Origin of the sequence: Bacillus sp. YBsi01, from assembly GCF_038406745.1 — a bacterium.
Lineage (GTDB): Bacteria > Bacillota > Bacilli > Bacillales > Bacillaceae > Bacillus > Bacillus siamensis.
Genome location: NZ_CP151679.1, coordinates 1,175,727 through 1,187,994, shown reverse-complemented (window position 1 = coordinate 1,187,994; position 12,268 = coordinate 1,175,727). Strand labels below are relative to the sequence as shown.

Sequence of the window (12,268 nt, the reverse complement as noted above, 5' to 3'; positions counted from 1 at the left end):
CTGCTGTTACGAAGTGAAGGTGACACTTTCGACTTTGTCAACGTCAAGCAATGTTGTAGCAGAGCCTGCCGGTGTAACGGAATTTTCCTGCGTAACATAAACAATTCCGTGAACTTCGTCAAAGAAAACAAATTGAACCGGACCGATCATGTCTCCTGAATCCATCACAATGCTGATAACAGTGCCGGGCTGAACTCTCGCAAAAATCCATCTCGCTGCTAATGAAATGCCGCTTCCTAAAACAGATTGAGCGCTGAGACTGTCTTGCGCAGCTGCTTCATCCACTTTTGCATCAATTGCCGATTCTAATAAATCTTTTATATTGTTTTCCACGTTATCTCCTCCATCTGTGCCGCTAGATAAAGCGCTGTTGTCAAATATAGGGTTCAAAAGAGTTTTCAATAGCTTCTTTTTGAGCTCTAAACGATCCTCACTCATGGGATCATACACCTCCTTTAACTATTTCAACCTCACGTTTATTCATATTCCTGATTGGTGTGATTGGTATAAGTCGAATGCCGTTTTGCCGTATTTTTTTCATATTTAATAAAACCGCTGAATTTAGAATCAGGCTTTATCTGCCTATGCGGATTGCAAGCGTGCGACATACGTTGTATAGATGAAAAAAAGAAGGAGAGGAATTAATTTGGATTCGCAAGAAACTGTAAAACACGGGGGTTTTGATGAGGAATTTCATCTTTTACTGCTGCTTCTTCTTTTGGTATCGCGTCAGCCGTCAGGAGATCAATCAGATTTGCGGCGTCAGCTTGTGATGGCAAAAGAGCTTGGAGTTCCTGTTTCACGTGTCAATCTGGTTAACGGCAGCACATTGCAGAACGTGATTGTCAAAGAAGTGCTGTCAGATTTGGCCGTTTTTCAAAATCCTCTCAATAATACGAGATCAAATGTCGCGATTTCAAGCATCGTCAGCTGGGGTGCTTTTTAATACCAGATATCAGGCTCTGTCATTTTCGGAGCCGTTTTTTATGTGTTCAGAAGGGGTGATGGGATGGAAAAGAAGATCTCGATTATCTTAACGAGTTACAACAAACCGGATCTCGTGAAACAGGCGATTGAAAGTGTGTTGCAACAGACCTACAGCAATTGGGAGCTGTTTATAATGGATGATCATTCAAATGAAGAAACCTCGGCGGCCATCAGTACGTATATAAAAGATCACCGCATATACTATTACAACAGTTTTATCAATCCGGCTGAACGGCTGAAATCGACCCGGTATGCCGTTTTGATTAATGATGCGCTTACACGGATTAAAGGTGAATACGTCACTTATCTGACGGATGACACCGTATATCATCCGGATAGACTCAGCCGCATGGCGGAAACGCTTAATCAATGCACCGAATTTGATGCCGTCTATTCCAGTCAGAAGGTGGTGCATGTAAACGAGCGCGGAACAGAGCAATTCCACTTTTATCGTTTTGCTGATGACGTGCTTGACCAGGCTGCTTTTCTCGTTGATCACTGTTCAGTGATGCACAGGAAATCATTGCTTCGGTGTGTGAAGGAGAAGTACGGCAGTTTTTGGGACGAAGATGTCATGCATTGGAATCACGGAGACTCTGTTTTTTGGAGCAGGCTCAACACATTTACATCATTTCTGCCGATAAAAGAAGTGTTGGATACGACCTATAAAACACCCCACTCATTCCAGAATACGTATCAATCGCTTCCGTCAGAGCTGGTTGACGGGTCTTTTGTAAAGGGGACGGATCAGAAAGTATATCAGCTTGACCGGAATAAAAGAAAGCTTGTCAATGAGCGCTGGCGACCGCTATATGAAGGAAGAGCCGTCGTCATTCCGGATCCTTTTTTATTTCAATACGAGGAAGAGAACGCTGCCGGTATTCCGAATTTTCAGCTCGTCACGGATCAGTGTCATATCTATTTTGTGGAAGACGGGACGAAAAGGCTGATTGATCTTAACGCCTTTCGCTTTTACCAATTTAAACGCCGCGGCATCCTGGCTTTAGAACGGGATGAAATCCAAGCGCTGCCGGACGGTCCGCCGATCAGATGGGAGAGATCGGGCTGTGTTCAGCATATTCCCGGAAGAATGCTGTTTCGCATTGAACGTGAATTTTATGTTTATTTGAGAGGGGTTCTCCATCCGATCAGTCAGGATGTAGTGAAACGCTTTTTTGCGAATCAGAAGGCGGTACCCATTTCCTTTCAACAAATTAAACAATTACCAATTGGAAAGCCGTTCTATCCGATGTACGATGAAATTATAAGAAATCTCAATATCACAAAAGGATGAGAGATGCAGTTGGATGTGTAAGGAAAAGGAGAGCTTTTATGACCGATCAATTTGCTAAAACCGAGAAACAATATATTGAGCTTACTTCCGGCATGCAGAGGTTCGAGCATTACACTGTGTATAGAGACCCTTTGCTGCCGCAGATTTTTTCACATAACTTTGTTCAGCTGCACCGTACATTTCCGTTAGACGGACTGCTTCCGTTTTTTGCGTCTGTTCCGAACATGCTTCAAACCAATTATATTCATGTGAAAGCGTCACCGGAGCACACATTTCCGCTTCTTCTGAAACAAACATTGGTAAAGCAGGGATACGTAGTGGAGGATGAACTGTTTTTTGCAAGGAAGCTGGAAAATGGGGACCGGCAGGCCGGACATCCTCTCACCGCTTGGGGAACGGAAAAAAGTCTTGCTGACGGGTCATCTATTATGAACATTTATGATGCCCTTTACATTGGCGAGGCGGCGGCCGAACAAAAGCTTGAGCGGAAATATCCTTTGTATAAGGACGGGACGGTTTTGCTTGTCGTGTGCTACAGCGATGCCTCCAGAACGATTCCGATCGGCTGCGGAGAGCTTTTCATCAACAAAGTGGATAAAACCGCCAAAATTGAAGAAGTTGCCATTCTGGATCAATTCCAGCGGAAAGGCTACGGGACGATATTGATGAACGAACTGATGGCTGCGGCGAAGCTGAACGGCATGGAAACCGTATACCTTGTGGCGTCCGGGATGGACGGTGTAAACCGCTTTTATGAGAAACTCGGCTTCAAAAGATTTCGGCGTGTGCATACAATTTTTCATTATTTTCTTACATAGATGGGCATTCGCATAAAACAATTGGGAGTTGGCCCGCATACAATGCCGTATATCGTAAGAAGAAAGGGTGATTCGTATGTACGGATACGGATATGGGGGATGCGGCAGTTATGGCTTTGGATACGGCGGCTGCGGAGGCGGAACCAGTACATTCGTGCTGATCGTGGTATTGTTTATTTTATTAATCATCGTCGGTGCGGCTTTTATTTGTTAGACTGAAAAAATCCTATCATGCAAATCAGCCTGCAGAGAACATCACTTTCTGCAGGCTTTTTGTTATGTTCATGTTGAAAGTCAGCTTGAAAAACATTTTAATACATATTACTTTTCTGAAGAAGGGAGCGAAAATGTGAAAATAACGATTGAAGAATGACCTGAATCAAGAATTGCTTATTTTCGAAACGTCGGGGAGTATGGGGGAAAGCAAAATAAAGAACTTATGGAGTCTTTTAAAAATTGGGCGCAATTGAATGGACTGCTTGATCATTCTGTCATTTTAGGAATTCCGCAAGATCATCCGAATCGTACGCCTCAAGAGAAATGCCGCTATGATGTTTGCGCTGTTATTCATCAAGATCATGTGCCTGAACCGGCTCGGATCGGTACATTTTCCGGAGGCAGGTACGCTGTTTTCTTGCTTGATCATACGAAAGAGGCAGTCAGTGGATTTTGGAAAACTGTTTTTTCAGAGATTGAAAAAAATAATCTAATCGTAAGAGAACAGCCCATTATCGAAAGGTACACCTTACAAAAGGTGAATGATCATTTGTGTGAAATATTGGTCCCCATACAGTAAAGAAGACGGGGATTTCCGCCTTCTGCTTATGCCGATTCCGATCAAAATGGCGGCGGTTTTGAGCTGAGCAGATAAATAGCAGAACTGAGAACGCTCTTCAGGCTGTCGGGACATCTCCGGCAGCCTGTTTTACAGAAAGGTAATTACTGCAAAAAAACTTTCTGAAGGATAAGAATGCCGTTATTCATCTGTTCATACAATGAAGCAAATGGGTTTTCGAGGTGGAAAGATATGGGGAGTTATTTAATCAAACCGGAGCTTGACGGGATCTATCCGACAGTCAGCCATGGAAAAGGATCATATGTGTATGATCTGGAGGGGAACAAGTATCTTGACGGGGCATCGGGAGCGGTCACTTGCAATATCGGCCACGGGACGGAGGATATTATACAAGCTTTAAAAGAGCAGCTTGACTCCGTTTCGTTTGTGTATCGCTCGCAATTCACCAGTGCGCCGGCAGAGGAGCTGGCTTTATTTCTGGCTGATCATTTGCCGGGCGGGCTGAATTGGTCATTTTTTGTAAACAGCGGCTCAGAGGCAGTTGAAACAGCGATGAAAATGGCCGTTCAATATTGGCAGGAAAAAGGCCAATACCAAAAATCCGTCTTTTTATCAAGATGGGGCAGTTACCACGGAATTACTTTGGGAGCGCTTTCATTATCGGGGTTTTATGAACGAAGATACCGTTTTACCCAGCTGCTTGAACGGTTTCCTGCCGTTTCAGCGCCTAATATGTACCGTTCTGAGCTGCAGGGAGAGGAATTTGTAAAAGCTGCGGCAGAGGAGCTGGAAACGGCTGTTAAACGGATCGGCGCCTCATTTATCGCCGGTTTTGTCGCAGAACCGATTGTCGGAGCAGCCGGGGCTGCCATCACTCCGCCGGCAGGCTACTATGAAGCGCTTGAGGATGTCTGCCGCAAGCACCGTATTTTGTTTATCGCGGATGAAGTCATGACGGGGCTTGGAAGAACAGGACGGATGCTTGCTTCTGAGCATTGGGGAATCGTGCCTGATATCGCGGTGCTTGGAAAAGGGTTAGGCGCCGGTTACGCTCCGATTGCGGCAGCCGTTGCCTCTGATGACATCATTGAAACGATCAAGCGGGGCTCCGGGGTCATTATGAGCGGGCATACGTACAGCGCCAACCCATACTGTGCAAGAGCGGCGCTTGAGGTGCTTCGCTATGTCAAGAAACATGGGCTGCTTCAGCAGGCAGAGGAAAAAGGCGCAATACTGAGGCAGAAATTAGAACATATCAAAGAGCGCAGCGGAGTGATCGGGGATGTTCGCGGTAAAGGCCTTCTGATCGGGGTGGAGTTCGTCAAAGATAAAACGACAAAGGAAGTTTTTCCGAAAAAACAGGCGTTTACAGAAAAAATGATAACAGAAGCAAAAAAACGGGGGCTGCTGATTTACCCTGCAAAGCCCGGCATTGACAGCGGCGAAGGAGACGCCATCATCATCGCGCCGCCGTTGACGGCTTCCCATGCTGAGCTGGATGAACTGTCAGATCTATTTTCACTAGCTACAGAAGAAGCAGAAAAAATGATGAAGAGGGATTGAACTGACATGTCTATTTTTCATAAAAAAATCGATGTTCATGAAGCAATTGCCGATGTCAAGGACGAATCTGTCATCATGTTCGGCGGTTTCGGGGGAGTGGGTTCTCCTCCGTCATTAATCGAAGCGATTTTAGAAAGCGGCGTTAAAGAGCTGACCGTCATCTGCAACGATGCCGGCTTTCCGGAAATCGGTATCGGCCCGCTTATCGTTCATAAACGGGTGAAACGGCTGATCGCTTCCCATATCGGTTCAAACCCTGTAGCGGGCAGACAAATGACTGACGGAACGCTGGAGGTGGAATTTTCGCCTCAAGGGACGCTTGCCGAACGGATTCGCGCAGGCGGAGCGGGGCTTGGCGGTATTTTAACGGATATCGGGATTGATAACGCAACCGTTTGCGAGAACAAAGAAACTGTAACGATTGACGGGAAGCCCTATTTAGTTGAAAAAGCGCTGACGGCTGATTTTGCTTTTGTGTCGGCACATACTGCTGATGAATTCGGGAATCTGACATATGACAAAACGGCGCGCAACATGAATCCTCTGATGGCGGCTGCGGCCGAAAGAACCTTTGCTGAGGCGGCGGAGATTGTGCAGGCCGGCGAACTTGACAGCGAGCATATTGTAACACCGGGCGTTTTTGTGGAGGGTGTCGTGCAAAGTGAAGGAGTGAAATGGAAATGGGCTTGGGAATAGCGGAAAGAGAGAGTATCGCAAGGCGGGCCGCCAGTGAAATTACCTCAGGAATGATTGTCAACCTGGGGATCGGCATTCCTTCTTTAGTGCCGAACTTTCTGCCGGCCGGCATGGAGGTGATGCTGCAGGCGGAAAACGGCGTTCTTGGGATAGGAGGAAGTCCCGAGCCCGGAGCAGAAGATGAACTCTTATGCAATGCCGCCGGATTTCCCGTCAGTACGGTAAAGGGAGCCTCATATTTTGATTCAGCTCTGTCTTTTGCCATGATCAGAAAAGGGCTGATTGATATTACCATTTTAGGCGCATTACAGGTCAGCCGGACAGGTGATCTCGCCAACTGGCTCGTCCCGGGGAAAAAAGTGCCGGGAATGGGCGGGGCAATGGAGCTTGCCCAAGGTGCGAAAAAAGTGGTTGTCGTCATGAGCCACACCGATCAGAAGGGCCGGCCGAAATTAGTCGAAAGCTGTTCATTGCCGCTTACGGCTTCGGGCTGTGCAGACCTCATTATTACAGAGAAAGCCGTCATCAGCATAAAGGAAGGGACTTTTGTTCTTGAGGAACTGCTGAATGGTTCGACGATAGACGATGTCATCCAAACGACGGATGCCGAAATCAGATTGGGAGAATGTTTTCTTAAAAGGGGGCCTGTCCATGGATCCATTAGAAAAGAAAATTACTGAGTGGGCGGAAGAAAACGCGGCAAAAGCGGTAAGTCTGCTGAAACGGCTGATCGGGGAAAAAAGCACGTTCGGACATGAATTTAACGCACAGGCAGTCGTTTTAGAAAAACTGAGACAGTTTGACATGGATATTGATGTGTGGGAACCGAATGTCAAACAATTGAAAGAGCATCCTTATTTTGTATCGGAACGCAAAGACTTTCATGAAAGCCCGAATATCACCGCCGTAAAGAAAGGAGCCGGCGGCGGAAGATCATTGATACTGAACGGACATATTGATGTTGTCCCGGAAGGAAATCCCGCTGCATGGACGTATGAACCGTTTACCGCTGTTGAAAAGAACGGCAAAATTTACGGACGCGGTTCAACGGATATGAAAGGCGGCAATACAGCTCTCTTGTTTGCATTAGAAGCGCTTGAAGCCTGCGGGGTTACATTAAAAGGAGATGTTCTGTTTCAAAGTGTCGTAGATGAAGAGTGCGGCGGCGCAGGAACGCTTTCGGCGGTTATGAGAGGCTATAAGGCTGACGGGGCGCTTATTCCGGAACCGACTAATTTAAAGCTGTTTGTGAAGCAGCAAGGGTCTATGTGGTTCCGCATTACGGTAAGAGGATTGTCCGCACACGGCGGCACCCGCTATGAAGGGGTGAGCGCGATTGAAAAAAGCCTGCATGTCATCACAGCGCTTAAAGAGCTGGAACACGTCCGCAACGCCCGCATCACTGACCCGCTTTACCGGGATGTTCCGATTCCGGTTCCCATTAATATCGGCACCGTCCAAGGCGGAACGTGGCCATCTTCGGTCGCTGACCGTGTCGTGATAGAAGGCAGGTGCGGGATAGCTCCGGATGAAACGCCTGAAGCCGTAAAAGAAGAGCTCGCAAGCTGGCTCAAAGATTTGGAGTACCGGGATGAGTGGTTTAAACATCATCCGGCGGAAGTTGAATGGTTTGGAGCTCAGTGGCTTCCGAACGATCTCCCGGATGACCATCCGCTGATTTCCGCTTTGGAATCATCTTTTGAGAAAATGAAAGGGGAAAAACCGATACGTGAAGCGTCTCCGTGGGGAACGGACGGGGGGCTTTTGCATCATGCGGGGCAGACGCCGGTCATTGTTTTCGGGCCGGGAGAAGTCAAAGCGGCGCACCAGGCAAATGAATATATTGAAGTCCGGGCGTTAATTGATGCCGTCAAAATCATTTCTCTTTTTATGATGGAATGGTGCGGGGTGGCAGATGGGGGTGGCAAAGCTGATAAAGGAACTGAGGGCTGAAAGCGGATCGGCCGAGATTGATGCAGACCGTTTCAACGAGCGGATCAGGGTCATTCGTTATGACGGACAGCCAGAGGTGCTTATCCCGGCTGTTTTGGCAGAAGCGAAGCAAGAAGGGGCCCAAAAGGTGATTTTCTTTGCCAAGCGCGGCGATGAGCCGGAACTTGTCGAGCATCTCTTTATTCAGGAGGGGGTCATAGACGGATATTACAATGGGAATGAGGCTGCTGTGATGGTGCGTTATTTATCAGAGAAACGGAGACAGTCTGATTCATTTGTATCGGAAGATTCGACTGTTGACCGTTTATATGAGACACAGCGGCGGAAACTGACCGAGACAGAAAGCAAGCTCATATTCAGAAAAGCTGATGAAGATGATGCAGACCGCTTATCGCACTTATATAAACATGTTTTTCTCACCTATCCGACTCCTGTCTTTAACCCCCTTTATATAAAAAAAACAATGAGAGAAAACACCATCTATTATGCCGCCTTCGATCAGGAACGTCTTATCGGCGCGGCAAGCGCGGATCTCAATCCCGTATTGGGGCACGCTGAAATGACCGATTGCGCAGTTCTGTCAGATTACAGAGGAAATTCCGTAACGGCACACCTGTTTAAAGCCTTGGAGCAGGAACTTTCGGGCCGGGGAATTATTCATCTTTTTTCCTTGGCCCGTGCAGCTTCTTACGGGATGAATGCCGTTTTGTATCATGCGGGATACGGCTACAGAGGCAGGCTTGTGAACAACTGCCGGATTTCAGAAGGGCTCGAAAATATGAATATATGGTGCAAGACATTACGTTTCAGCCATTCATAAGGAGGAATTCGTTTGACAAATAAGTGGTTTCAGCCGAAGCGTCATTGGAAGGAGATTGAATTATGGAAGGATGTGCCGGAAGAAAAGTGGAATGATTGGCTGTGGCAGCTCACTCATACCGTAAGAACCGTCGATGACCTGAAAAAAGTCATTCATTTGACCGAAGAGGAAGAAGAAGGCGTCAGAATGTCTGTAAAAACGATTCCTCTGAACATTACGCCTTATTATGCTTCCTTAATGGATCCCGATAACCCGAGATGTCCGATCCGCATGCAGTCCGTGCCGCTGTCAGAAGAAATGCACAAAACGAAATATGACCTCGAAGATCCGCTGTTTGAAGATGAAGATTCGCCGGTGCCCGGCCTTACGCACCGCTATCCCGACCGCGTTCTTTTTCTCGTGACAAACCAATGCTCGATGTACTGCCGGTACTGCACCAGAAGGCGCTTTTCCGGGCAGATCGGGATGGGCGTGCCGAAAAAACAGCTTGATGCGGCGATCGCTTATATTCGGGAAACGCCTGAAATACGTGACTGTCTCATTTCCGGCGGTGACGGACTTTTAATTAACGATCAGATTCTCGAATATATTTTGAAAAACCTTCGCGACATTCCTCACCTCGAAATTATCCGGATCGGAACGAGAGCGCCTGTCGTTTTTCCGCAGCGGATAACGGATAACCTTTGTCAGATTCTGAAAAAATATCATCCGGTCTGGCTGAACACTCATTTTAATACGAGCATCGAACTGACGGAAGAATCGGTTGCGGCGTGTGAAAAGCTTGTCAACGCAGGTGTTCCGGTCGGAAACCAGGCCGTTATTTTGGCGGGCATTAACGATTCGGTGCCGATTATGAAAAAGCTCATGCATGATTTAGTGAAAATCCGCGTCCGCCCGTACTATATTTATCAATGTGATTTGTCAGAGGGAATCGGTCATTTCAGAGCGCCCGTGTCAAAAGGTCTGGAAATCATTGAAGGGCTGAGGGGGCATACGACGGGTTTTGCCGTGCCGACTTTTGTCGTCGATGCCCCGGGCGGAGGCGGAAAAATTGCCCTGCAGCCGAACTATTTGCTCTCCCAAAGTCCGGAGAAAGTTGTGATCAGAAACTTTGAAGGGGTGATTACATCTTATCCCGAACCGGAAAACTATATCCCGAATCAAGCCGACGACTATTTTGAATCTGTTTTTCCGGGGACGATGGTCAAACGCGAGCCGGTCGGACTAAGCGCTATTTTCGCGGATAAAGAGGTCTCTTTCACACCGGAAAATGTATCGAGAATCAGCAGGAGGAAAGCGTTTACGTCTAACCCTGATCATGAAACGCTGAAAGACCGGAGGGAAAAGAGAGATGAATTAAAAGAAAAGAAATTTATAGCACAGCAGAAAAAAGAACAAAAAGAAGGCTCGGAAGTCGGAGGTGAATCGCCGTGAAGCCATGCGAGTGGTGCGGCAATCAGAAGGCGTCAGCTTGTCAGTCGGCTGTATACTGGGAGCTTCCTGACGGTACGAGGGCCATAGAAATTACAGACACACCCGCGTTCGCTTGTTCTTCCTGCGGGATGACGTATCAGGAGGAAGCGGTCATAGGCGAAATCGAAAATCAGCTTTTTTTAGTCGACGCCAAAAAATTACCGGAAACACTCACATATCAAGAGCTGATGCAGACAGAACGGATATTGAAACGGAATTATTTTGACTTCTCCTAGTCTTCTTTTGTTGTAATTTCACTTTTGAAATGTATAATAGTACAACAAAAGACAGTCATCAGGAGGGGAAACCCATGAAATCCTTTTACCACTATTTAATGAAATACAGGCATCCTAAGCCGCAGGACGCGATCAGCCGATTTGCGAATCAGGCATATGAAGACCATGGCTTTCCGAAAACGTCAAGCGATTATCATGAGCTCAGTTCGTATTTAGAACTGAGCGCAGATTATTTAGAAACGATGTCGACATTTGATGAGGCTTGGGAAAAATATGAGACCGAAGTGCATCACGCCTGACGAAAAACCGCACATGACATTGTGCGGTTTTTTTGACATGTTGAACAGGTGCAGAAATGGATATTTCCTGTGGTTTTCATGCCCATGCGAAATAATGACGGCCGGCATACGATAGCGTATGACAGTCCGCGGCAAGGGGGAGACAGCATGAAGCCAAATAAACCGAAATTTCAAGTGGGAGATATCGTGGTCGTCGTGATGTACGGAACCGTCGGCACCATTACGAAGGTTCATCAAATTGATAAACATTATCTTTACGAAGTCAACCATAATGAAGTGCTTTATTTTGAATCGTCTATCCAGCTTTATAAAGATTATGAGGGCGTAATTGTTGATATGGAAAAATTGGATATTGAATATGAGTTTCTGATCGGCGACGTCGTATATGTAAAGGACTACGGAAAAGAATTATTCCGTATCATCGGTCACAGAACTGAAATATGGAGATATTTAGAGGATGGCTGGGAGGATATTATTTATGAGCTGACTCGGCTGAAAGACGGAGAGTGGCTTGAAACGGAGGAAGAGGATCTCACGCTGGTTCTGAGAAAATATGAAATGGATCAGTTTGTGCATCAGCTGCTGTTTGTCCACTATGTTGGGGAAGCATCTCATGAGATCGGCGAGGATACCGCCGCGTCTGCTCTTCTTCAGTTTGAAGGCGATGCTGATGATCTTGATACCCTGCATGTGCTGGCGGTATCGATTGTAGATGAGCTCCTTGATATTTATAACGATTATAAGATTCTTTATGATATGTTCGGTGACGAAGAATATAAAGATATGATGAATTTTGTGCTGGAAAGCCTGCGGGAGCATTTCAGCTAGCCGGCAAAAAAACGGACGGTGACATATAAAAACCAGGGCAGACAGCCGGCAAAGATTACAAACGACATTCCTTTCAGCACTTTTTCCAATACGATATCAAATCCATCTCCGTCCAAAAAAGCCATCATTTTCGTCATCATCTTTTCTCCCTCCGGGGGCTTGTTTTTTTAAAAGTATATGAGCAGACAAAGCGATTAGAACTTTCGGGTATAATTTGAAGGTTTTTTTCATAAAACATAAAAAAGGAGGCGGTGTTTGCATGAAAGAAATAGATCTTGTGATTGACACAGAAGAGATAGCCGATTTTTTTTACAGTCAGCTTGCTATGCGCGGGTACATACCGAGTGAAGAGGAGATCTTTGAAATAGCCGACATCACCTTTGATTATTTATTAGAAAAATGTATGATAGACGAAGAGCTTGATGAAGACTGAAACTGCGGAACCGAAGTGAAAAAAGCTTCGGTTTTTTCAATCGGCTCGGGAGAATGAAAAATGGGGGGAAAA

At 46.4% G+C, this 12,268-nt stretch carries 17 protein-coding genes; 15 read left to right on the top strand and 2 right to left on the bottom strand.

The window, feature by feature from the left end:
• Window positions 1-6: 6 nt before the first annotated feature.
• A complete protein-coding gene (locus tag AADZ70_RS05815; RefSeq protein WP_016936653.1) occupies window positions 7-438 on the bottom strand; it encodes a hypothetical protein in 432 nt (143 codons plus the stop codon).
• 208 nt (window positions 439-646) lie between these two features.
• Here AADZ70_RS05815 and cgeC point away from each other — a divergent pair, with 208 nt between their 5' ends.
• The 14 genes from cgeC (at window position 647) to AADZ70_RS05745 (ending at window position 11,763) form a co-directional block, all read left to right on the top strand.
• A complete protein-coding gene (gene cgeC / locus AADZ70_RS05810; RefSeq protein ID WP_016936652.1) occupies window positions 647-946 on the top strand; it encodes a spore maturation protein CgeC in 300 nt (99 codons plus the stop codon).
• 63 nt (window positions 947-1,009) lie between these two features.
• Window positions 1,010-2,281 carry a glycosyltransferase family 2 protein gene (locus AADZ70_RS05805; RefSeq protein ID WP_188154155.1) on the top strand — a complete coding sequence of 424 codons (1,272 nt, stop codon included), beginning with the start codon at window positions 1,010-1,012 and terminating at the stop codon, window positions 2,279-2,281.
• A 38-nt stretch (window positions 2,282-2,319) separates the two neighbouring features.
• Window positions 2,320-3,099: a GNAT family N-acetyltransferase gene (locus AADZ70_RS05800; protein ID WP_016936650.1), complete on the top strand. Its 780-nt coding sequence runs from the start codon at window positions 2,320-2,322 to the stop codon at window positions 3,097-3,099.
• Between the two features lie 76 nt (window positions 3,100-3,175).
• A complete protein-coding gene (locus AADZ70_RS05795; protein WP_016936649.1) occupies window positions 3,176-3,313 on the top strand; it encodes a YjcZ family sporulation protein in 138 nt (45 codons plus the stop codon).
• A gap of 171 nt (window positions 3,314-3,484) precedes the next feature.
• Window positions 3,485-3,895, top strand: coding sequence for a GyrI-like domain-containing protein (locus AADZ70_RS05790; protein ID WP_316936458.1), 411 nt, complete (start codon window positions 3,485-3,487; stop codon window positions 3,893-3,895).
• A 231-nt stretch (window positions 3,896-4,126) separates the two neighbouring features.
• Complete coding sequence (locus AADZ70_RS05785; RefSeq protein ID WP_342007857.1) at window positions 4,127-5,458, top strand: aspartate aminotransferase family protein; 1,332 nt, start codon at window positions 4,127-4,129, stop codon at window positions 5,456-5,458.
• A gap of 6 nt (window positions 5,459-5,464) precedes the next feature.
• Window positions 5,465-6,154, top strand: coding sequence for a CoA transferase subunit A (locus AADZ70_RS05780; RefSeq protein WP_342007856.1), 690 nt, complete (start codon window positions 5,465-5,467; stop codon window positions 6,152-6,154).
• On the top strand, window positions 6,139-6,834 hold the full coding sequence (locus AADZ70_RS05775) for a 3-oxoacid CoA-transferase subunit B (protein ID WP_326351966.1): 696 nt from the start codon (window positions 6,139-6,141) through the stop codon (window positions 6,832-6,834). Before AADZ70_RS05780 ends, AADZ70_RS05775 begins: the two co-directional genes overlap by 16 nt.
• Entirely contained in the window at window positions 6,800-8,107 is a 1,308-nt protein-coding gene (locus AADZ70_RS05770) for a peptidase (protein WP_342008046.1), read from the top strand. Before AADZ70_RS05775 ends, AADZ70_RS05770 begins: the two co-directional genes overlap by 35 nt.
• Window positions 8,085-8,927 (top strand): putative beta-lysine N-acetyltransferase, encoded by an 843-nt coding sequence (ablB, locus tag AADZ70_RS05765; protein ID WP_342008045.1) that lies wholly within the window; start codon window positions 8,085-8,087, stop codon window positions 8,925-8,927. The genes AADZ70_RS05770 and ablB overlap by 23 nt, the downstream gene beginning before the upstream one ends.
• Window positions 8,928-8,939: 12 nt before the next feature.
• Entirely contained in the window at window positions 8,940-10,361 is a 1,422-nt protein-coding gene (gene ablA, locus AADZ70_RS05760; protein WP_016936642.1) for a lysine 2,3-aminomutase, read from the top strand.
• Window positions 10,358-10,636, top strand: a complete 279-nt coding sequence (locus AADZ70_RS05755) for a YokU family protein (protein ID WP_016936641.1) — start codon at window positions 10,358-10,360, stop codon at window positions 10,634-10,636. Before ablA ends, AADZ70_RS05755 begins: the two co-directional genes overlap by 4 nt.
• A 74-nt stretch (window positions 10,637-10,710) precedes the next feature.
• Window positions 10,711-10,935 carry a YozE family protein gene (locus AADZ70_RS05750; protein ID WP_016936640.1) on the top strand — a complete coding sequence of 75 codons (225 nt, stop codon included), beginning with the start codon at window positions 10,711-10,713 and terminating at the stop codon, window positions 10,933-10,935.
• Between the two features lie 147 nt (window positions 10,936-11,082).
• Window positions 11,083-11,763: a hypothetical protein gene (locus AADZ70_RS05745; protein WP_016936639.1), complete on the top strand. Its 681-nt coding sequence runs from the start codon at window positions 11,083-11,085 to the stop codon at window positions 11,761-11,763.
• Here AADZ70_RS05745 and AADZ70_RS05740 read toward each other — a convergent pair.
• On the bottom strand, window positions 11,760-11,903 hold the full coding sequence (locus AADZ70_RS05740; RefSeq protein ID WP_014418137.1) for a hypothetical protein: 144 nt from the start codon (window positions 11,901-11,903) through the stop codon (window positions 11,760-11,762). The genes AADZ70_RS05745 and AADZ70_RS05740 overlap by 4 nt on opposite strands.
• Window positions 11,904-12,022: 119 nt before the next feature.
• Between AADZ70_RS05740 and AADZ70_RS05735 the strand changes: the two genes are divergently transcribed.
• Window positions 12,023-12,196 carry a YozD family protein gene (locus AADZ70_RS05735; protein ID WP_013352563.1) on the top strand — a complete coding sequence of 58 codons (174 nt, stop codon included), beginning with the start codon at window positions 12,023-12,025 and terminating at the stop codon, window positions 12,194-12,196.
• Window positions 12,197-12,268 lie beyond the last annotated feature (72 nt).